This is a genomic window from Pseudomonas sp. CGJS7, assembly GCF_036961695.1.
Genome location: NZ_JBAMDI010000029.1, coordinates 73,303 through 95,074, shown reverse-complemented (window position 1 = coordinate 95,074; position 21,772 = coordinate 73,303). Strand labels below are relative to the sequence as shown.

The window sequence follows — 21,772 nt, the reverse complement described above, 5'->3', positions numbered from 1 at the left end:
ACAGTCGGGTTGCGTCGCCGGGGCAGGGCTTCGCCCGCCGGCGCCGGCCGCGTCGGCGTAGTTTTCAGTGTTATCGCGGCCAGGGGCCGCTTTGCGACGGGGCATGAGCATGGGGTTTACAAGCGTTGGTTTTCGCTGCGCCGCGCGCGCGTTGTTGTTGGCGGCCTTGGGCTGGGGCGCGATCGGCGCCGCCAGCGCCGAGGTGACCATCGCCGGCACCCGGGTGATTTATCCGGCCCAGCAGCGCGAGGTCGCGGTCAAGCTCAACAACGCCGGCGCGCGGCCGGCGCTGGTGCAGGTGTGGGTCGACGACGGCGATCCCAAACAATCGCCCGACACCAGCAAAGCGCCGTTCCTGGTGTCGCCGCCGGTGGTGCGGATCGAGCCGGGCAAGGGCCAGGCGCTGCGCCTGATCTATGGCGGCAAGGACGCGGCGGCCGCCGCGGCGCCGGTGCGCGAGTCGGTGTACTGGTTGAACGTGCTGGAAATCCCGCCGGGCGCGAATCCGGCCGAGACCGATCAGAATCATTTGCAGGTCGCCTTCCGCACCCGGATCAAGGTGTTCCTGCGCCCGCCGGGTTTGCCCGGCGATGCCGAAGCCGCGGCGCGCGATCTGCGCTGGCGGGTGGTGCGCGGCGACGGCGGCGGCTGGGCGCTGGAATGCGCCAATGCCAGCGCCTTCCATGTTTCGTTCAACCGGGTGAGCTTGAACGTCGGCGGCCGCGAGTTCCGTTTCGACAACGCCGGCATGCTGGCGCCGGGCGCGCAACTGCGCCTGGCCTTGGACGGTTTGAACGCGGCGCCGCCGGCCGGCACGCGGGTGGATTACGCGGTCATCAACGATTACGGCGGCCGCGCCGAACACAGCGGGCAAACCGCGGACTAAGCGGTGACAACGAACCGATCCGCGCCGGGCCGCTCGCGCGCCGCATCGCCGCCGTGGGCGTGGGTGCCGGCCGGCCTGTGTCTGTGCGCGGGTTCGGTGCGCGCCGCCGAAACGCCGCCGCCGGCGCAGAGCGCGGCGCCGGCCGCGCAAGAAGTTCAATTCGATCTGCGCTACTTGTCCGGCAGCGCGCGCGAAGCCGATCTGTCGCGTTACGCGCGCGCCGGCGAGGCGCCGCCCGGGCGCTACCGCATCGACGTGCGCGTCAACGGCGCGTTCGCGGTGCGCGAAGAAATCGAATTCCGTCGCATCGCCGAGGACGCGCCGACTCAGCCGTGCCTGAGTGCGACGTTGTTGCAGCGTCTGGGCGTGGCGCTGCCGGCGAGCGAAGACGCCAGCGAATGCGTGGATTTGCCGCGCCGGATCGATCAGGCCGCGGTCGAGGTCGACTTCGCCGAGTTGAGTCTGGACATCAGCGTGCCGCAGGCGGCGTTGCGCCGCAGCGCGCGCGGTGCGGTCGCGCCGGAACTGTGGCAGCGCGGCAACGACGCGCTGGTGTTGGGCTACAGCTACAGCCAGAACCGCATGCGCACCGACGCCGGCGATTTCGATTCGGCCTATCTGGGACTGGAGCTGGGCGCCAACCTCGGCGCCTGGCAATACCGCCAGCGCAGTTCGATGACCTGGGCCGACGGCGATTCGCGCCGTTGGAACACCCAGGCCGCGTATGTGCAGCGCGCATTGCCGCGCTGGTCGGGCAACCTGCAAGTGGGCCGGGCCACGGCCGGCGATCCGAGCCTGGGCGTGTACGGCTTTCTCGGCGCGCGTCTGGTCAAGGACGAACGCATGGTCCCCGATTCGCTGCGCGGTTACGCGCCGGTGGTGCGCGGCACCGCCTACAGCAACGCGGTGGTCGAGATCCATCAGCGCGGCAGTCTGCTCTATCGCAGCAACGTCGCGCCTGGGCCGTTCGAGATCGACGACTTGTACGCAGCCGGCAACGGCGGCGATCTGGACGTGTCGGTGATCGAGGCCGACGGCCGCGTCGCGCGGTTCCGCGTCGCCAATGCTTCCAATCCGCAACTGCGCCGCGCCGGCAGCCTGGGTTATGAGTTCGTGCTCGGGCGGGTCGAGGAAAGCTCGCTGCAGCGCAATCCCGGCGTCGCTCAAGCCAGCGCGCAATACGGTTTCTCCAATGTCTTCACCGGTTATGCCGGCACGCTGCTGAGCAGCGGCTACACCTCGGCGGTGCTCGGCGCGGCGTGGAATACGCCGTGGGGTGCGTTCTCGCTCGACGCCAATCCGGTGCGCGCCGATGGTTTCGGCTCGGCGGTGCGCTGGCGCGGCGGCTACAACCGGCGTTTCGACGCCAGCGGCGCGGTGTTGGCGGCGACGGTCTCGGCCTACGGCGAGGACCGCCACGTCGATCTGTACACCGCCTTGCGCGCGCGCGAAGCGCCGCCGGGCCCTGCGGCGCCGGGCGAAACGTCGGTGCGTACGCTGCGCGACAGCGGCCAGGTGTCGCTGAGCTGGCCGTTGAGCGAGCGCACGTCGGTGTATCTGAGCGGTTCGCGCCTGAACTACTCCGACGGCTCGAACAGCGGCAATTACCAGGCCGGGCTGCGCGGGCAATGGCGCAACCTGAGCATCGTGCTGACCGCCGCGCGGGTGGACGATCTGGCCGGGCGCCGCGACGATCAATACTTCCTCGGCCTGTCGCTGCCGCTCGGGCGCGTGGCCTCGCTGACCGCGTCGCTGGAACACACCCAGCGCGGCGGCGCGGAGCGTCTGGGCGTCAGCGGCAACCTCGGCGCCGAGGACGTGTTCGGTTACGGACTCAGTCTCGCCCACGGACCGGGCGGCGGCGACAGCGGTAGCGCCAATGCCCAGTACCGCGCGCCGGCGAGCACGCTCAACGCGTCCTACGGTTGGGGCCCGGGCTATCGCCAGAACGGCTGGGGCGCCGATGGCGTGGCGGTGCTGCACGGCAACGGCCTGACCTTCGGCCCGCAGTACGGCGAAACCCTGGCCCTGGTCCAAGCGCAGGGCGCGCACGGCGCGCGTCTGATCAATCAAGGCGGCGCGCGGGTCGACCGGCGCGGTTACGCGTTGGCGCCGTATCTGATCGCGTACTCGCGCAACATCGTCGAGATCGATCCGCTCAGCGCGCGCGGTTCGGTCGCCATCGAAGGCACCAGCCAGACCGTGGTGCCGTATGCGGGCGCGCTGGTCCGCCTGGATTTCCCCACCCAAAGCGGCCGCGGCGCGATCTTGAACGTGCGCGACGCCGACGGCGGCGCGTTGCCGTTCGCCGCCGAAGTGCTCGACGACAGCGGCCGGGTGGTCGGCGCGGTCGCCCAGGCCAGCCGCATTTACGCCACCGGTTTGAGCGAACGCGGGCGCTTGCGCGTGCGTTGGCGCGCCGATCGCGAATGCGCGATCGATTACGTTCTTCCTCCGCCTACCCAGGAGTCGGCCCATGCGTATGTCACCGTCGAAGCGGTCTGTCATGGCGATGCGCCGCGCTGACGCAGCGCGTTATCGCACGGCGCTGGCGTTGGCCGGCGCTTGCCTGGCGTTGTGCGCAGGCGCCGCGCAGGGGCAATGCGCCGCGCCGGTGGAGCGCTCGATCGCGCTGGACGCATCGATCGTGGTGCCGCGCGACCGCGCCGTCGGCAGCGTGCTTTACGCCGCCGACTACCCGCTGCCGATGCCCACGCCCGGCTGCATCGATCCCGCGCGCGGCGCCGGTTGGGGCTACGCGCAGACGCCGCACCCAAGTCAGGCGCAGGACATTTACCGCACCGGCGTGGACGCGCTCGGCCTGCGCATTTCCATCGACGGCCGGCCGTTGCCGGCGGCCGAGTACGCCGCGGTGACGCCGTCGGACGCGAGCGGGCGCGGCAGCCTGCGTCTGGAACTGATCAAGATCGACGAAGCCGGCAGCGGCGGCGCGGTGCGCGGCGCCGAATTGCCGACCCTGGTGTATCGCAACGACGGCGACACCGGCATCGCCGCGCGGGTGGTGTTCGCCGGCGCCATCGCGGTGCGCACGGCGACCTGCAACACGCCCAACCTGCGCATCGCCCTGGACCCGGTCTCGCCGGCGGCGCTGGCCGCGGTCGGCGCCAGCGCCGGCGCCAAGGATTTCGAATTGCGCTTGAATGCCTGTCCGCCCGGCATCGCCCGCATCAGCTATCGGCTCGATCCGCTGGGCGGCGTCGCCGACACCGCCGCGTCGGTGGTTGCGCTCGATGCCGATTCCAGTGCGCGCGGTTTGGGCGTGCAGATCCGCGACCGCGACCGGCGGCCGTTGGCGTTCGGCGTCAATCACCAGTTGCAGGCCGAAGGCATCGCCGACGGCGGCGACTTCCGCATCCCGTTGCAGGCCGCGTACTACCGCAACGGCGCGCAGACGCCGACGCCGGGGCGGGTGTCGGCGTCGTTGACGTTCACCATCAGCTACGAGTGAATGGCGGCGCGCGACTATAGCCGCCCGGTCGCCGCGGCGATCGCATCGAGCTGCCCACGCAAACGCGGCGTCGCGTAGTCGATGAACGCGCGCAGCAAACGGTTGCGGCGCGGGACGCGGTGGAACAACAGGCTCACCGGCACCGGTTCGGGTTCGAACGCGGACAACACCCGCACCAGCCGGCCGGCGGCGAGGTGTTCGATCACTTGATACGAACGCGCGCGGCACAGGCCGTGTCCGCGAATCGCCGAGTCGATAGCCGAAGCGGCGGCGTTGAGGGCGATGCGCGGTTGCACGCTCACCGACAGCGTGCGCGGCCGCGCGGCGCCGCGGTCGAGGAAGCGCCAGGTTTCGCGTTCGTGCGCTTCGTCTTCGCCCAGGCAGGTGTGCCGGGCGATGTCCGCGGGCGTGTGCGGTTCGCCGTGGCGGGCGAGGTAGGCCGGGGCGGCGCAGACCAGGCTGCGCACTTCGCCCAGTCCGATCGCGACCGCGCCCGAATCGGGCAGCGGCGCCAGGCGCACCGCCACGTCGATGCCTTCCTCGATCAGGTTCACCACCCGATTGAGCAGCAACACCCGCGCCCGCGCCAGCGGATGCTCGGCGAGAAAATCTTCCACCACCGGCAACACCTTGAGCCGTCCGAACAGTTCCGGCGCGGTGATGGCGAAGCTGCCGTCCAGGCCGGCGGCGTTGTCGTGCGTGACGGCGTCCTCGATGTCGGCCAGTTCGGCCAGCACCGAGCGGTACACCGCGACATGGCGTTCGCCGCCGTCGGTCAGGCGCATGCGCCGCGCGCTGCGATGCAGCAGCCGCTCGCCGCTGCGCTGTTCGAGCAGGCTCACCGCGCGGGTCACCGTGGCCGGTGAGCGGCCCAGGGCGCGGGCGGCGGCGGCCAGCGAGCCCTTGTCGACCACGCAGACGAAAATGGCCATGGCGTCGAGTCGGTCCATGATTTCAGATTCTGCAATTTGGTATTTCGACAATACCCGCTTATTGCCGATACGGTAACTGCCTAGACTCCCGTCCATCGCGTCCTGGACGCAATCACGACGGAGGCAGGCAATGAACGGGTTCGATGCGGATCGGCGCGCGGTGATGGCCGCGATCGGTGTGGGCGCGGTCGCGGTGGCGACGCAGGGCCATGCGGCGGAGAGCGCTTCGCCTGCGGGCGAGGCGGCCGCCGATACGGCGGTGCGCTACGCGACCCAGCAGGTGGGCGAGGTCGGCGTGTTCTATCGCGAAGCCGGGCCGCGCGATGCGCCGGTGTTGCTGCTGTTGCACGGGTTCCCCAGCGCCAGCCACATGTTCCGCGATCTGATTCCCGCGCTCGCCGATCGCTATCGGGTGATCGCGCCGGATCTGCCGGGCTTCGGCAAGACCGTGGCGCCCAAGCGCGGCGCGTTCGAATACAGCTTCGACGGCCTGGCCGAGGTGCTCGCCGGTTTCGTCGATGCGCTGGGGCTCAAGCGCTATGCGATGTACGTGTTCGATTACGGCGCGCCGACCGGTTTCCGCCTGGCGATGAAGTATCCCGAGCGGGTCAGCGCCATCGTCAGCCAGAACGGCAACGCCTATATCGAAGGGCTCAGCGACGCGTGGGAGCCGTGGCAGGCGTACTGGCGCGAGCCCACGCCGGCGCATCGCGAAGCGTGCAGGGCCTCGCTGACCGATGAGGCGATCGACTTCCAGTACCGGCACGGCGCGCCGGCGCAGCTGCTCTCGCCGGACGGCCCCGGCCTGGACGGTTTCTACATGCGCCGTCCCCAAGCGCAGGAAATCCAGCTCGACCTGATTCTGAGCTATCGCAGCAACGTCGAGCTGTACCCCGAGTTCCAGCGCTATTTCCGCGAACACCGCCCGCCGCTGCTGGCGGTGTGGGGCGAGCACGATGCGTTCTTCATACCGCCGGGCGCGCGCGCTTACCGGCGCGATCTGCCCGAGGCGGAGATCCATTTTCTCGACACCGGCCACTTCGCCCTGGAGACCCATCACGCCCAGATCGCCAGCCTGATGCGGCGGTTCCTGCGCAGGCACGGGATCTGACGGCGGCGCCGCGCGCGCTACCATCGTGGCCTTGCTCGTCCCTGGCCTTTGATGCGACCGCTGCCGCTATGTTGAGTTTCGCGCGAACGATCCTGCACTCGCTGTCGGCGATGATCGCGGCCGCGGTCGTAGTGGTACTGACCAATGAGGCCGGTGGCCGATTGGCTGCCGGCCTGGGCATGCCGCCCGGCGGCGACCTGCGTTTGGCGTGGGATTTGGCCTGGGCTGTGGCTGGCGGTTTGTTGGCGATCGCAGTGGCCACGCGTTGCGCACCGGTTGCGCCGCGTGCGCATGGCGCGGTGTGCGGCGGCTTGATCGCGGCGTTGGCGGTGTATGCGGTGGTCGAACTGGGCGGGGACTTCCCGCTCTGGTTCCGCGCCATGGCATTGCTGAGCTTGCCGTTGCAGGTGTGGCTGGGGCTGCGCATCGGCAAGCGCCGGAAAACGTAAACCGGCGCGATTCGACCGGCCGCGCGCGGCGGCGTTGCGATATCGAATGCGCCGCTTGCGCGTGGGCGCCCCGGAAAACCGGGGCGCCCTGACACGCATCAAAACCGCGGCGATGCCGCGTCAGAACCAAGCTGGGATCACGAACCGGTGCGCAGCGTCAGCGAATAGGTGCTGAGGATCGACTTGATCGGGGTGAAGTAGCTGTTGCCGCCGCCGTTGTTGCCCTGGCTGCCCTGGCAGCTGCCGCTGCCGCCCGACAACACGCCTTGCGCCTGGCCGGCGCCGGTGATGAACGAGCCGCCGGAATCGCCGCCTTCGGCGCAAGCGGTGGTGCGGGTCAGGCCGGTGACGGTGCCGTCGGGATTGCCGTCGTCGTCGACGTAGGACACGGTCATGTTCTTGCTGCGGATGGTGCCGCAGTGCCAGCCGGTGGTCCGGCCGGAACGGCACAGCGCCGCGCCGACCGCGCCTTCGGTGCTGCCGCGCACGGTGACATCGCCGTTGCCGTAGCCGTACACGCTGGCCGACAGGGTGTGGGTGCTGTCGACCTTGACCCAGCCGCGGTCGGGACCGCTGGCGGTGCCGTTGGGCATGGCCGAGGCGGCGAAGGTGCCGACCCGCACGCCCATCTCCCACTGGCGCAGTTCCTGATAGACGATGTCGCCGGCGTTGCCGCAGTGGCCCGCGGTCGCGTAGCCGGCGGTGCTGCCCTGGGTCACCGAGAAACCGATCGAGCAGGCCGACACGTAACCGCCGCCGACATCGCGCAACACGCCGCGGCCGCCCTGGATGGCGATGCGCCGCTGCGGCTTGTCCTGCATGGTTTCGAAACGCACCACGCTCGGGTCGAGCCCGCTGCGGGCGACGAAGTCCACGCCGGCTTCTTCCGCGCCCGGCGCGACGCCGACCACGACGCTGTTGCTGGGCAGATCCACCGACCAGCTGTACACGCCCTTGGGCACCGCCGCGCTCTTGCGGTTGAGCAAGCCGTCGAGCTGGCCCTTGGCCGCGTTGAGCGAAGCCAGGCTGTTGCGGGCGCTGCGCGTTTGCACGCCGGCCACGGTCTTGACGCTCTTGATCGCGGTGCTGGCCGCGACCAGTTCGAAGGAGCCATCGTCCTTGCGTTCCAGCCAAGTGCCGGCGTAGTTGCGGCCCAGCTGCGTCGCCAGGGCCTTCTCCTGCTGCGCGGCGAGGCGTTCGACCTTGAGGTATTGAGTGAGCTGGGTGCTGGACAATCCCAGATCGCGCTGCATGGCCGTCTTCAACGCGGGGGCGAGGTCGTCGGCGGCGAGGGCCGCGCCGGATACGGTCATGGCCGCGGCGACTGCGAGAACCGACATACTGAACTTGCGCATATCCAAAAGCTCCTAAGCGATAGTTAGAGAGGGATGCGAACGAAAGTCGCGGCACGTCCGGGGCAGGCGCTCGGTGGTTGGGGGCGTCCGCCAAGCGCTCGTCCGTGCCGCATTGACTGGAACGCGGGCTTCGCGCCGCCACCCCACTGCCGGAAAACGAAACTGCTACCGCGCGTCGTAATTAAACTGCGACGCGCGCGGAGATTCGGATCGTGCAGGGGCGATTGCGATGCGAGTCGACAGTTTCGATGCTGCGCTGCGGCGATCGCGCATGTCGTTCATCGGCCTGAATTTAAGCGGTTTTTTGCTTATCGAGCGATTTCGCCGATGCGGTGATGGCGATCACGCGAACGCCGCGCGCATTCGCGCATGCGCGACTCAGTTCCGTTGTGTTCGGCGCGAACCGGCGCGCGCGGATTGCCGGATCAGTCGTCCGCCGCCGCGGCTTCGCGCCCTTGCTGGCGGATCAACGCTTCCTCGCGCGCGTTGTTGATCGCGTGACGCACGCTGTCCAGATCGACCTTGGACTGATCGGGTACGAACACGCCGGTGAGTTCGCTGTCCGGCCGCAGATCGCCGGCCTCGTACAAGGCCCACATCTCCTCGGCGTACCAGGTGTCGAGCAACTCCGGCGCCCACGCGCCGAGACTGGCGGTGAGGTTGTTGACGTCGCGCAGCAGCATCGCGCGCGCGGCGTTGTTGCCGCCGGCGCTGACCACTTGCGGGAAATCGATGATGACCGGGCCGTCGGGCGCGACCAGCACGTTGTATTCGGACAAGTCGCCGTGGATCAGGCCCACGCACAGCATCTTCACCACTTGCCGGACCAGGAAGCGGTGAAAGCCGCGCGCCTGTTCCGGCGCCAGCTCCACCTCGCCCAGGCGCGGCGCCGAATGGCCGTCGGCGTCGGTGACCAGTTCCATCACCAACACGCCGTGGAAGTAACCGTAGGGTTCGGGCACGCGCACGCCGGCTTCGCGCAGCTGGTACAGCGCGTCGACCTCGGTGTTCTTCCAGGCCGCTTCCTGTTGCTTGCGCCCGTACTTGGTCGCCTTGCCGATCGCGCGCGCCTCGCGGCTGCCGCGCACCTTGCGCCCCTCCTGGTACTGCACGCGCTGCTGGAAGCTGCGCTGGGCCATGTCCTTGTAGACCTTGGCGCAACGCACCTCATCGCCGCAGCGGACCACGTACACCGAGGCTTCCTTGCCGCTCTTGAGCGGGCGCATCACTTCATCGATCACGCCGTCGTCGATCAGCGCCTGCAAACCGGGGGGAGTCTTCATCTAATCCTGGAAAAGTCGGGCCGGCGGTCGGGGGCTGCCGCCGGCGAGCGGCATATCTTTACACTTAGCGCCTTTCCCGCCGACTTTGCTCATGTCCGAACCTGTCCGTCTAGATAAACGCGTCGCAGAACTGGCCGGCTGTTCGCGCGCGCAAGCCCAGCAATACATCGAGGGCGGCTGGGTCCGGGTCGACGGCGCGGTGGTGGAAGAACCGCAGGCGCCGGTCGCGGCCGAGCGGGTCGAGCTGGACCCGGACGCGCGGCTGGAGCCGGCCGAACCGGCGACGATGGTGCTGAACAAGCCGGCCGGGGTCGACTTCAAGAATGCGGCCGCGCTGGTGCTGGCGGCTGCCCATGCCGAGGGCGACGCGTCCGGGGTGCGGATGCTCAAGCGCCATTTTCAGCGGCTGACCCCGCTGATGCCGATCGACGCGGAGGCCTCCGGGATCGTGGTGCTGAGCCAGGACGGCCGGGTCTGGCGCCGGCTGACCGAGGATTACGCGCTGATCGAGCAGGAGTTCGTGGTCGAAGTCAGCGGCGAGTTGGGGCCCTACGGCCTCAAGCGGCTGGAGCACGGCCTGGACTACCGCGGCCGCCCGCTGGCGCCGTGCAAGGTCAGCTGGCAGAACGAAACCCGGCTGCGTTTCGCGATCAAGAACCTGCAGGGCGGGCAACTGCGGCATATGTGCGAGCAGGTCGGGCTGAGCGTGGTGTCGATCAAGCGCCTGCGCATCGGCCGGATATCGCTGAGCAAGATGCCGGTGGGCGAGTGGCGTTATGTGCCGGCGAGCGAGCGGTTCTGAGCGCGGGCCCGGGCCGCGCCGGCGCGCTCAGCGGCCCAGACTCAGGCTCAGCATCACCCGTCGCTCGGGTTCGTAGGTCTGGATGCCGCTGCTGCCGGCCGACCAGCCGTAGCGGTTGCCGGCGTTGTACACGCGCAGCCGCAACGCCGCTGGCACTCCGGCGCGTTCGAAGCGGTAGCGCGCGCCGAGGTTGAGCAGGGCGTAGCCGGGCGTGTCGAAGCGATTCAGGGCGTCGGCCGGACGCGGGCCGTAGTAGTTGAGGTCCGCGTCGAGCGACAGCCCGGGCAAGCGCGCCACGCGATAGTCGACGCTCAGCAAGGCTTGCCGCGGCGAGCGTCCGAGCGGACGCGCGCCGATCGCGCCGCGCTCGACCAGTTCGCCGCGTTGCCGCAGCCGCAGTTGGGTGAGGCCGGCGACGATGCTCAAGCGTTCGCTCAACTGCCCGGCCAGCGACACTTCCACGCCGCGATGGGAGACTTCGGTGAGGTAGCGATACAGCGCGGCGTCGTCGAAACCGGGCGAGGGCTTTTCGATCTCGAACGCCATGGCCAGCAGCGCCAGATCTTTACGCGTCTGCCACTTGATCCCGAGTTCGTTCTGCCGCGCCAGCACCGGTTCCAGCACCTGATAGCGGTTGGACGCGTTCTCCGGCGCGGTCACGCCTTCTTCGATGCCGCGGGTGGTCGCGGCGAACGCGGTGGCGCGCTCGCTCAGCGGCACGACCAGCGAGGCGTTGTACAACCACGCCGTCGACGCGCGCGATTGCGCCGGGCCTTGCAGCGGCCGCGCGCTTTGATCGATGGCCGCGCGGCGCGCACCCAGATTCAGCGTGACGCCGTCGCGCCGCTGCCATTGCCAGCCCAGGCCGAGCTCGCGCTGATCGACCCGCGCGCTGGAGTGGGGCCCCGGCGTCGCCGCGCCGGGGTCGCCGAGTGGCGGCGCGCCCTTGAGGATCGAGGCCGGCCCTAGATCGAGATACTGCACGCGCGGATTGCGGTAGTCGGATCGGCGCAGCCGCGCCATCAAGGTCAGTTCGCTGCGTTGCCCGTCGCCGCTCCAATCGCGCCGGGCGATGGCCTCGTGGCCCCAGGCATCGATCTTGCGGCCGCGCGCGATCACGATGGCGGCGTGGGCTTGGCCGTCGGCGGCGACTTGTTCGAACAGATTCAGATCCGAGCGCGGCCGGTCGACGCCGGAGTACAGACTCGACCAGCGATAGTCCCAGGCGTTGTCGCGTTCCTCGCTGGCGAGGATCGCGCCGTAGGTGGTGTTGCGAGTGTCGTAACGCGACCACGGCTGGCCGAGGTAGCGCAGCCGGTCCGGCCGCGGCAGTGCGTGCATGCCGGACGGCGTGAAGCCGACATCAGCCTGGTAGTGATGATCGTAGCGAGTGAGCAAGCCGGTGAGTTGCCAGCGCTCGCCCACGCGCAAACGCGGCACCAGGCCAAGACCGTAGTACTCGGCCTGATTGCCGAAGATGTAGCGCGCGCTGTGGGTGCCGATGAAGCCGGCGGCGAGCGAGGCGCGGCCGTCCTGGCTGCGCTTGGCGGCGTAGGCGCGCAAGTACGGGCGCGGGTTGCCGTCGGTCAGATGCTGAAAGCCCAGTTCCAGCTTGGCCCGATCGCGGTCGCCGGGAATCAGGCGGTAATGCACCGAACCCGACGGTGCCGGGAAGCTGAGATTCAACGCGCTCGGCCCGACCCGCACCTGCACCGCTTCGATCACCGCATCGGAAGGATTGGCCGCGCGCACGAAGTAGGCGTCGTTGAGCCGGTAGTTGCCGGCTTCCTGCAGATTGAAGCCGCGCACCAGCGACTCGGAATACAGGCCGATGCTTTCCTGGCCGATGCGCTGGCCGAACGCGTCGCCGGCCGATTGGGTCGGATCTTCCTGCGCTTGCGCCGGCGCGCCGCAGGCCAGGCCGAGCGACATCAACAATTGCGCCGGCGCGCCCCAGGCCAGGCCCAACGAAGTGGGCGTGATCGCTGTCGCGGGCCGCGGCGAGGGAGTCGGATGCATGGGGCGATGCCTGAAGGGACCGGGCTTCATTGAAGCCGCGCCCGCGTCGTTGACATAGCGCGCCGTTCGGTGATGAGGTGTGCGGCGTATGCACAGCTCGAAATCGCTGCCGCCGCTGGAAGGGTTGAACGCGGTCATCGCCGCGCGCGATACCGGCTCGTTCACCGCCGCCGCCGAACGCCTGGGACTGACCCACGGCGCGATCAGCCGACGCGTCCACGCGGTCGAGCATTGGCTGGGCACGCAGGTGTTCGAACGCCACGGCCGCGGGGTCCGGGTCACCCCGGCCGGGCAGCGCTTCATCGCCCAGGTCGAGCAGGCGCTGGGCGCGATCAGCGATTCGGCCGATCGCTGGCGCCCGCGTCGCGAGGTGCCGGTGGTGCGGCTGAGCGTGGTGCCGTCGTTCGCGCGCTTGTGGCTGCTGCCGCGCATGCGCGAGTTGCAGGGCTATCCGGCCCAGCGCCGGGTCGAGTTGTCGATCGAGCATCGGCTGGCCGACTTCGCCGGCGGCGAGGTCGATCTGGCGGTGCGTTACGGCAAGGGCCAGTGGCGTGAGGTTTCCTCACGGCTGTTGTTCAAGGAACAACTGATTCCGATCGCCGCGCCGGAACTGGCCGCCGAGTTGGGCCGGCAGCCGAGCGCGACGCGTCTGGCCGAGGCGCCGCTGCTGCACGATTCCGACACCAGCCAATGGCGCGCCTGGCTCAAGGCGCAGGGCGCGGCGTATCGCGGCAAGGCCGCGGACCGGCGGTTCGAGGATTACGACTTGGTGATCGCCGCGGCCAAGGCTGGTCTGGGCGTGGCCTTGCTGCGTTCGCCGCTGGCCGACGAAGCGATGGCGGGCGGACAGTTGCTGCGGCTGAGCAAGGCCGCGCTGACCAATCCTTGGTCGCATCATCTGGTCATGCGTGCCGGCGAAGACCGGCCGATGGTGCTGGAAGCGGCGATGGCGCTGTTGAGTCTGTCGGCGCCGTTGCGGCGTTAGCCGCGACATCGCACATACGACGCAACTGCGATCCCGCGGTCGCGGCTCGCGCCGCTCCTACAGGTAGCCCTTGGCGTTACGACGCGATCTTCCGGCCCGCAGCCCCTGTAGGAGCTGCGCAAGCTGCGACCGCGTACCCGCAACGATTGCGCAACTCACGCCAGCGAGGCGACACCGCGCACGACCGCGCTCAATGCGCGGCGTGGCGCGAGCGCCAGTTGCCGACATGCGCGCTGGCCAGCAGCACGCTGCCGATCACGGTCAGCGGCAACTCGGCCGCGTCGCCGATGGCATGGGTCGCGCCGGCGATCAGGCAGGCCAGCCCGATCGCCGCCAACGCCACGATGCCCCTGCGCAGCGAACCCGAACGACGCGCGCTGTACAACGCCAGCGCGGTGACCGGCGCGGCGAACGCGACGAAGGCGATGTGCAGCCATTCGATCTGGGTCCAGGCGGTGAGGCTGGGCAGAAACGCCGCCAACAGCGGCAGCGCCAGGCAGTGCAGAAAGCACAGCCCCGACAGGCCGATGGCGGAAAGGTCGAGCAACGGAACCCGGAAGCTGCGGCGCATGCTGGCTCGTGCGTTTAACATTGATGTTATAAAGTAACAAAATACGAAGACCAGGTCTGTGCCGAGTCTTGCCGCAGCAGGCGTCTGACCGGTTTTACGACGCAGATCCGCTCGCCAGCGGGCGCCCGTCGGCGACGGCCGCGGCGCGGGTTCCGCGCCGGGCCAGCAGCAGGTAGATGCACGGGGTGGTGTAGAGCGTCAGCCACTGGCTCACGATCAGGCCGCCGACGATCGCCAGCCCCAGCGGCCGCCGCATCTCCCAGCCTTCGCCGGAGGACAGCAGCAGCGGCAAGGTGCCGAGCAGAGCGGCCACGCTGGTCATCAGGATCGGACGCAGGCGCAGCGTCGCCGCTTCGATCACCGCCTCGCGCGGGCGCAACCCGCGTTCGCGTTCGCCGGCCAGGGCGAAGTCGACCATCAGGATGGTGTTCTTCATCACCACCCCGATCAGCAGGAACAAACCCAGCAGCGACATCAGATTGAGTTCGCCGCCGAACGCGTACAGCGCCGCCAGCGCGCCCAGCCCGGCTGCGGGCAAGGTCGACAGGATGGTCAGCGGCTGGGTCCAGCTCTCGTACAACATCCCCAGCAGCAGATACACCGCGAGCATCGCGCCGAGAATCAACCAGGCGAAACGCTGCGCGCGTTGATCGAGATCGCCGGCTTGTCCGCCCAGCCGCCCGCGCACGTCGCTGGGCAACATCACCGCGGTGAGCGCGCGGTCGATCGCGCTGCTGGCGTCCTGCAGGCTCGCGCCCGGGGCCAGGGCGAACGACACCGTCGCCGCGGCGAACTGATCGGTGTGATTGATCCGGTCCGGCGCGATCCGGTAACGCATCGACGCGAACGCCGACAACGGCACCCGGCGGCCGTCGGCGGCGAGCGCATACACGCGCTGCAAGGTGTCCGGGCTGCGGGTCAGGCGCGGGTCGAGTTCCAGCACCACCCGGTACTGGTTCAGGCGCTCGTAGCGGGTGGCGATCTGGCGCTGGCTGAAGGAGTTGTCGAGCACGGTGGCGATCGTGCGCATGTCGATGCCCAGCCGCGCCGCGGCGGTGCGGTCGATGTCCAGCACCACTTGCCGCGCGCCTTCGTCGCCGCTGGATTCCACATCGGCCAGCTGCGGCAACTTGGCCAGCGCATCGCGCACCCGCGGCGTCCATTCGCGCAGGCGGGCGATGCTGTCGGACATCAGAATCAACTCGTGCCCGCCCTCATCGCCGTCGCCGGGCAGGTTGATGTCCTGGTCCACCCACAACCACAGCACCCCGCCGGGCACCTTGGGCATCTTCTCGCGCAGCCGCGCCATGATCTGCTCGCTGGAGACCTTGCGCTCGCTCAGCGGCTTGAGGTTGACCAGGATGAAGGCGTTGTTGATGCCGTTGTCGCCGCCGATGAATCCGCCGATGTGCGAGATCGCCGGATCTTCGGTCAGCAGCTTGCGGTACTCGGCGATCTTGGGTTGCATGACTTCGAACGACAGGCCGTCGTCGCCGCGGGCGAAACCGCGCAACTGGCCGGTGTCCTGGCTGGGCACCGTGCCCTTGGGCACCGCGTTGAACAACCACAGGTTGACCCCGAGCAGGAGCACGAACAACACCGCCAGCCACGGCCAATGCCGCAGCGCCGCCGTCAGCGAGCGCGCATACGCGCCGCGCAAGCGTTCGAACAGCGCCGCGCCGCCGCGCTGCATGCGCCCGCCCGGCGTGGACGCAGCGCGCCCGGACAGGCGCGCGCACAAGCTCGGGGTCAGGCTCAACGACACCGCCACCGACACCGCCATCGCCGCGACCAAGGTGATCGAGAACTCGCGGAACAGCAGTTGAGCGAAATCGTCGACGAACAGAATCGAAACGAACACCGCCGCCAGGGCCAGATTCATCGACAGCAAGGTCGAACCGACCTCGCCGGCGCCGCGCAGCGCGGCCTGCATCGGCGACGCCCCGGCTTCGCGATGGCGGGCGATGTTTTCCAGCACCACGATGGCGTCGTCCACCACCAGCACGCTGGCCACGATCAGCGCCATCAGCGACAAGGTGTTGAGCGAGAACCCGCACAGCCAGATCACCGCCAGCGCGCCGAACAAGGCCACCGGAATCGACAGCGTCGGCAGCAACGCCGCGCGCGCGTCGCCGAGAAACGCGAACACCACCAGCGCCACCAGCGCGATGGCGATGGCCAGGGTCACCCGCGCTTCGGCCAAGGTCGCGCGGATGCTCGGCGAGCGCTCGGCGGTGACGGTCATGCTGACGTCCGGCGGCAGCAGCGCCTGCAGTTGCGGCAGGCGCTCGCGGATCGCGTCGATGGTCTGGACGATGTTGGCGTCGGGTTGGCGGGTCACCACCATCAGCACCGCGTCGCGCTGGTTGTGGAAGCCGGCGGCGTAACGGTTCTCCACGCCTTCGCCGATGCGCGCGACATCGCCCAGTCGGACCGGACGGCCGTCGCGCCAGGCGACGATCATCGGCGCGAACTCATCGGCGCGGGCGAGCTGCTGGCGCGCTTCGATCTGCCAGCGCCTGTTGTCGTCGCCGACCTCGCCCAACGGCCGCAGTGCATTGGCCTCGCGGATCGCGGCAGCGACTTCGTCCAGGGCGATGCGGTGGTGATTGAGCGCGTCCGGGTCCAGCGCCACCCGCACCGCCGGCAGCGAACCGCCGCCGATATTGACCTCGGCCACCCCGGGAATCTGGGCGATGCGCTGGCTCAACAAACTCGCGGCCATGTCGTAGAGCTGGCCCGGCGTGTGCCGCGGCGAACTCAGCGCCAGCGCCATGATCGGCGCCTGCGACGGCGTCGACTTGCGATACTGGGGCATGCTCGGCATGCCCGCGGGCAATTGCGAGCGCGCGGCGTTGATCGCCGCCTGCACATCGCGCGCGGCGTCGTTGACGTCGCGGCCGAGGGCGAACTGCAGTTCGATTTCGGTCGCGCCCTGCGAACTGCTCGACTCCATTTCGACGATGCCGGGAATGCTGCCGAGCGCGCGTTCCAACGGCGTGGCCACGGTCGCGGCCATCGATTCGGGGCTGGCGCCCGGCATTTCCGCCGAGACCTCGATGCTGGGGTAATCGACCTGCGGCAACGGCGCCACCGGCAGGCGCGCATAGGCCAGCGCGCCGGCCAGCACCACCGCCACCGCCAGCAGCACGGTCGCGACCGGGCGCTGGATAAACAAGCGCGACGGGTTCACGTCGCCGGCGCCAGATCGGCGGAGGCGACCGCGCGCCGGCGCGCGATGCGGTCGAAGAACAGATAGATCACCGGCGTGGTGAACACCGTCAGCAACTGGCTCAGCAGCAAGCCGCCGACCATCACCAGCCCGAGCGGTTGCCGCAGCTCCGCGCCCGAGCCGCCGGCGAACATCAGCGGCACCGCGCCGAACAGCGCCGCCAGCGTGGTCATCAGGATCGGGCGGAAGCGCAGCAGCGCGGCCTGGTGGATCGCATCGCGCGGGCTCAGGCCCTGGTTGCGTTCGGCTTCCAGGGCGAAGTCGATCATCATGATCGCGTTCTTCTTGACCAGCCCGATCAGCAACACGATGCCGATGATCGCGATCAGGTCCAGACTGCGCCCGCTCACCAGCAACGCCAGCAGCGCGCCGACCGTGGCCGAGGGTAGGGTGGACAGGATCGTGATCGGGTGGATGTAGCTCTCATAGAGCACGCCCAGCACGATGTACATCACCAGCACCGCGGCCAGGATCAGCCACAAGGTGCTCGCCAGCGAATCGCGGAACGCGCCGGCCGCGCCCTGGAAATCCAGTTGCAGCCCGGCCGGCGGTTGCAGCGCGGCCCAGGCGTTCTCGATCTGGCCGACCGCACGGTCCAGCGAAGCGCCTTCGGCCAGATTGAACGAGACCGTGGTCGCCGGGAACTGGCCGATGTGCTGGATCAACAATGCCGCCGGCCGCTGCTCGATCCGCGCCAGCCCCGACAACGGCACCGGGGTGCCGTCGGCGGCGGCGACGTGGATGCGGCCGATGTCGTCGGGTGTGCGCTGGAAATGCGGACGGACTTCCAGCACCACCCGGTATTGATTGGCCTGAGTGAACAAGGTCGATACCTGGCGCTGGCCGAACGCGTCGTACAAGGCGTCGGTGATGTCCGACACGCTGATGCCCAGGCGCGCGGCGGCGGCGCGATCGATCTCGACATACGCTTGCAAGCCGTCTTGTTGCAGATCGCTGGTGACGTCGGCCAGCGCGCTGGCGCCTTGCAGCTTTTGCAGCAGACGCGGCGTCCATTGCGCCAATGCCTGCTGGCTCGGCGCGGTCACGGTGAGCTGGTATTGGGTGCGGCTGATCCGGTCTTCCAGGCTCAGCTCCTGGGTCGGCTGCAAGTACAAGGCCATGCCCGTCACTTGCGCCGCACGTTGGTTCAAGCGGCGCAGAATTTCGCTGGCGCGCGCGCCGCGCTCGCCGTGCGGCTTGAGGTAGATCAGCATGCGTCCGCTGTTGAGCGTGGCGTTCTGGCCGTCGATGCCGATGAACGAGGACAGCCCGGCGACGTCGGGATCTTCCAGCAAGCTCGCGGCGAGCGCTTGCTGGCGCTGCGCCATCGCCTCGAACGAGATCGATTGCGGCGCCTGGGTCACGCCCTGGATCAGGCCGGTGTCCTGCACCGGGAAGAACCCCTTGGGCACGACCAGATACAGCAGCGCGGTCAGCAGCAGGGTCGCCAGCGTCGCCAGCAAGGTCAGACCCTGATGGCGCAGCACCCAGCCCAGGCCGCGATCGTAATAGGCGATGCAGCGGTCGAACGGATCGGGTTTGGCGGCAGCGTCCGGATCGCGCCGGCCGGCGTGGCCGTGGCGCAGGAACAGCGCGCACATCATCGGCGTCAGGGTCAGCGAGACCACCAGCGAAATCGCGATCGCCACCGCCAGGGTGATGGCGAATTCGTGGAACAGCTTGCCGACCACATCGCCCATGAACAGCAGCGGGATCAACACCGCGATCAGCGAGAAGGTCAGCGAGATCAGGGTGAAGCCGATCTGGCGCGCGCCCTTGAGCGCGGCGTCGAGCGGTTTCTCGCCGCGCTCCAGATGGCGGGCGATGTTTTCCAGCATCACGATCGCATCGTCGACCACGAAGCCGGTGGCGATGGTCAAGGCCATCAGGCTGAGGTTGTTGAGCGAGAACCCGGCCAGATACATCGCACCGAAGCTGCCGACCAAGGAAAGAGGTACGGCCACGCTCGGAATCAAGGTGGCCGGCACGTTGCGCAAGAACAGCAGGGTGACCATCACCACCAGCGCGATCGCCAGCACCAGCTCCTTCTGCACCCCGCGGATCGAGGCGCGGATCGATTCGGTGCGGTCGCCGAGCACGCTGACTTCCGCGCCGGCGGGCAGACTGGCGCGCAGTTGCGGCAGCAGCGCGCGGATGCGGTCGACCACTTCGATCACGTTGGCGCCGGGCTGGCGCTGGATGTTGAGCAGGATCGCCGGCCGTTCGCCCGACCACGCCGCCAGCATCCGGTTCTCGGCGCCGTCCTCGACGCTGGCGACATCGCTCAGGCGCAGCGGCGCGCCGTCGCGCCAGCGCAGCACCAGATCGCGATACTCCTGCGGCGAGCGCAACTGGTCGTTGGCGTCGAGCATGATCGCGCGGGTCGGGCCGTCGAAGCTGCCCTTGGGCGCGTTGACGTTGGCCGCGCCGATGGCCTTGCGGATATCGGCCACGCTCAGGCCGTTGGCGGCGAGCGCGCTCGGATTGACCTGCACGCGCACCGCCGGCCGTTGTCCTCCGGCCAGCGAGACCATGCCCACGCCGGGCACCTGGGCGATGCGTTGGGCCACGCGGGTGTCGATCAGGTCGTACAGCTTGGGCAGGGCCAGGGTGTCCGAACTCACCGCCAGGGTCAGCACCGGCGCGTCGGCCGGATTGACCTTGCGGTACACCGGCGGCATCGGCAGGTCGTCGGGCAGCAGACTGCCGGCGGCGTTGATTGCGGCCTGCACTTCCTGTTCGGCCACGCCCAGGTCGACTTCCAGCGAGAACTGCAGGGTGATGGTGGACGCGCCGGCCGAACTGGTCGAGGACATCTGCGCCACGCCCGGGATCTGGCCGAGCCGGCGTTCCAGCGGCGAGGTCACCGCCGCGGTCATCACTGTCGGGCTGGCGCCGGGATAGAAGGTGGACACCTGGATGATCGGGTAATCCACTTGCGGCAGCGCCGCGGCGGGCAGCAGGCGATAGGCCAGCACGCCCGACAGCAACAGCGCGACCATCGCCAGCGTGGTCGCGACCGGCCGCAGGATGAAGATGCGCGACAGATTCATCGGCTGCCGGCGGCCTGCGCGGTGGCGGTGGCCTCGCTGGCGATCTTGTCGGCGATCACCTCGACCGCGCTGCCGTCGCGCAGGCGGTCCAGCCCTTCCAGCACCACGCGCTCGTTGGGCTTCAAGCCTTCCAGCACCGCGATGCGGCCGTCCTGGGCCGGGCCGAGTTTGAGCGGACGGATCGCGACCTTGCTGTCGGCGCCGACCACGAACACGTAATTGCCCTTGGCGCCGAACTGCACCGCCGCATCGGGAATCACCACCGTGTCGCTGCGGCCGACGCTCAGGCGCACGTTGACGAACTGCTGCGGAAACAGCGCGGCATCGGCGTTGTCGAACACCGCGCGGATGCGCAGGGTGCCGGTGGCGCTGTCGATGCGGTTGTCCAGGCTGGCCAGGCGGCCGTGGCCCAGCCGCTTGCGTTCTTCGCGGTCCCAGGCTTCCACGCCGAGCTCGGGTTGGCGTTGCACCGCGTCGAGCAAGCCCGGCAGTTCGTTTTCGGCGACGGTGAACAGCACGCTGATCGGCGAGGTCTGGGCGATGCTGGCGATCGCCGCGCCTTCGCCGTTGCCGGCGCTGACCAGGTTGCCGGCGTCGATGCCGCGCAGACCCATGCGCCCGGACACCGGCGCAACGATGCGGGTATGGCCGAGCAACACCCGCGCTTCGTCGACCGCGGCCTGATCGCTTTGGCGGCGGCCTTCGAGCTGGCGCACCTGCGCTTCGCGATTGCTCACGTCCTGCGCCGACACGTAGTGGCCGGCCTTGAGTTCGCGATAGCGCGCCAGCTCATGGCGGGCGTTGTCGAGCGCGGCCAGATTTTCCTGTTGCTGGCCCTGGGCCTTGGCCAATTGCACTTGATAGGTACGCGGATCGATCCGCGCCAGCAGTTGTCCGGCTTCGACCTGCTGGCCTTCCTTGAACGCGACTTCGACCAGTTCGCCCTCGACCCGGCTGCGCAGGGTGACGTGGCTGAGCGGGGTGACCGTGCCCAGCGCCTTGAGGGTCAAGGCGAAATCTTCGCGCTGCGCGGTGGCCACGCGCACCGGCACCGCCGGTTCGGCGTCGGCTTCGGCCGCGCCTTTGTCGGCGCCGGCGCCATGCCAGCGCCACCACAGCAGCACGCCGACGATGGCGCTGCAGGTGGCGGCGGCGATCAGGATTTCGCGCGTTCGGAAAGAGGGCTCGGCGGACATGCGGGGTTCCTGGCAGATCGATGGAAGAGCGGGGCAGGCCTTGCGGCAGCGCCGGCCGGGCCGATCCCGCGTCGCCGCGTATCCGATCGACGGCGGCGTCGGCGCGAAGCGCGCAACAGCGGGCGGTTCGGCGGCGCATGCGGCGCCATCCCTGCGAACGCAACGACAGACGCGACCGGCGATCCCCCGCCGATACGTGTTTGCGCCCACGAATTAAATGAGAACGAATCTCGTTATCGGTTAGTATGGCACGCGGCCCGGGGCGCTGGAAGTTCGCGCCCGCGCAAGCGCCCGTCGATGCAAAGCGGCCTGCGCCGCGACGGCGTCGCGTGCGCGCATCCACGGATGGACGCCGCTGTCTTCGCCAAGAGCCGATGGGCTCCGAGCCATCCGTCCGTAGCCAACAAACCCTCCCCGCAACACCCGTCC

At 69.2% G+C, this 21,772-nt stretch carries 15 protein-coding genes; 7 read left to right on the top strand and 8 right to left on the bottom strand.

The features are described 5' to 3' along the window. Positions 1–109 precede the first annotated feature (109 nt). The 3 genes from V7787_RS19000 to V7787_RS18990 are packed head-to-tail and all read left to right on the top strand — an operon-like array spanning position 110 to position 4,355. Positions 110–886, top strand: a complete 777-nt coding sequence (locus V7787_RS19000) for a fimbrial biogenesis chaperone (RefSeq protein WP_336089077.1) — start codon at positions 110–112, stop codon at positions 884–886. A gap of 3 nt (positions 887–889) precedes the next feature. Next, positions 890–3,412 (top strand): fimbria/pilus outer membrane usher protein, encoded by a 2,523-nt coding sequence (locus tag V7787_RS18995; RefSeq protein ID WP_336089076.1) that lies wholly within the window; start codon positions 890–892, stop codon positions 3,410–3,412. Continuing rightward, positions 3,363–4,355, top strand: a complete 993-nt coding sequence (locus V7787_RS18990) for a fimbrial protein (protein ID WP_336089075.1) — start codon at positions 3,363–3,365, stop codon at positions 4,353–4,355. The genes V7787_RS18995 and V7787_RS18990 overlap by 50 nt, the downstream gene beginning before the upstream one ends. A 14-nt stretch (positions 4,356–4,369) precedes the next feature. Here the strand turns inward: V7787_RS18990 and V7787_RS18985 are convergent, their stop codons facing one another. Beyond that, complete coding sequence (locus tag V7787_RS18985; protein WP_336089074.1) at positions 4,370–5,305, bottom strand: LysR family transcriptional regulator; 936 nt, start codon at positions 5,303–5,305, stop codon at positions 4,370–4,372. A gap of 112 nt (positions 5,306–5,417) precedes the next feature. Between V7787_RS18985 and V7787_RS18980 the strand changes: the two genes are divergently transcribed. Both V7787_RS18980 and V7787_RS18975 read left to right on the top strand, forming a co-directional pair. After that, positions 5,418–6,398 (top strand): alpha/beta fold hydrolase, encoded by a 981-nt coding sequence (locus V7787_RS18980; protein WP_336089073.1) that lies wholly within the window; start codon positions 5,418–5,420, stop codon positions 6,396–6,398. A gap of 68 nt (positions 6,399–6,466) precedes the next feature. Further along, positions 6,467–6,847 (top strand): hypothetical protein, encoded by a 381-nt coding sequence (locus V7787_RS18975; protein ID WP_336089072.1) that lies wholly within the window; start codon positions 6,467–6,469, stop codon positions 6,845–6,847. Between the two features lie 137 nt (positions 6,848–6,984). On the opposite strand, the gene V7787_RS18970 is transcribed toward V7787_RS18975, so the two are convergent. Both V7787_RS18970 and V7787_RS18965 read right to left on the bottom strand, forming a co-directional pair. Beyond that, complete coding sequence (locus tag V7787_RS18970; RefSeq protein WP_336089071.1) at positions 6,985–8,202, bottom strand: S1 family peptidase; 1,218 nt, start codon at positions 8,200–8,202, stop codon at positions 6,985–6,987. Between the two features lie 425 nt (positions 8,203–8,627). Continuing rightward, the gene (locus V7787_RS18965; protein WP_336089070.1) at positions 8,628–9,485 is read right to left on the bottom strand and encodes a PA4780 family RIO1-like protein kinase; all 858 of its coding nucleotides are present in this window, start codon (positions 9,483–9,485) and stop codon (positions 8,628–8,630) included. Positions 9,486–9,576: 91 nt separating this feature from the next. Between V7787_RS18965 and V7787_RS18960 the strand changes: the two genes are divergently transcribed. After that, the gene (locus tag V7787_RS18960) at positions 9,577–10,287 is read left to right on the top strand and encodes an rRNA pseudouridine synthase (RefSeq protein ID WP_336089069.1); all 711 of its coding nucleotides are present in this window, start codon (positions 9,577–9,579) and stop codon (positions 10,285–10,287) included. A gap of 27 nt (positions 10,288–10,314) precedes the next feature. Here the strand turns inward: V7787_RS18960 and V7787_RS18955 are convergent, their stop codons facing one another. Continuing rightward, entirely contained in the window at positions 10,315–12,306 is a 1,992-nt protein-coding gene (locus V7787_RS18955; RefSeq protein WP_336089068.1) for a TonB-dependent receptor domain-containing protein, read from the bottom strand. 88 nt (positions 12,307–12,394) lie between these two features. Between V7787_RS18955 and V7787_RS18950 the strand changes: the two genes are divergently transcribed. Beyond that, the gene (locus V7787_RS18950; protein WP_336089067.1) at positions 12,395–13,291 is read left to right on the top strand and encodes a LysR substrate-binding domain-containing protein; all 897 of its coding nucleotides are present in this window, start codon (positions 12,395–12,397) and stop codon (positions 13,289–13,291) included. Between the two features lie 190 nt (positions 13,292–13,481). Here V7787_RS18950 and V7787_RS18945 read toward each other — a convergent pair whose 3' ends face one another. The 4 genes from V7787_RS18945 to V7787_RS18930 form a co-directional block, all read right to left on the bottom strand. Beyond that, a complete protein-coding gene (locus V7787_RS18945; protein WP_336089066.1) occupies positions 13,482–13,862 on the bottom strand; it encodes a MerC domain-containing protein in 381 nt (126 codons plus the stop codon). 94 nt (positions 13,863–13,956) lie between these two features. Next, entirely contained in the window at positions 13,957–17,055 is a 3,099-nt protein-coding gene (locus V7787_RS18940) for an efflux RND transporter permease subunit (RefSeq protein ID WP_336089065.1), read from the bottom strand. Further along, complete coding sequence (locus V7787_RS18935; RefSeq protein WP_336089064.1) at positions 17,052–20,147, bottom strand: multidrug efflux RND transporter permease subunit; 3,096 nt, start codon at positions 20,145–20,147, stop codon at positions 17,052–17,054. The genes V7787_RS18940 and V7787_RS18935 overlap by 4 nt, the downstream gene beginning before the upstream one ends. Further along, positions 20,144–21,343 (bottom strand): efflux RND transporter periplasmic adaptor subunit, encoded by a 1,200-nt coding sequence (locus tag V7787_RS18930; protein WP_336089063.1) that lies wholly within the window; start codon positions 21,341–21,343, stop codon positions 20,144–20,146. The genes V7787_RS18935 and V7787_RS18930 overlap by 4 nt, the downstream gene beginning before the upstream one ends. Positions 21,344–21,772: the final 429 nt, after the last annotated feature.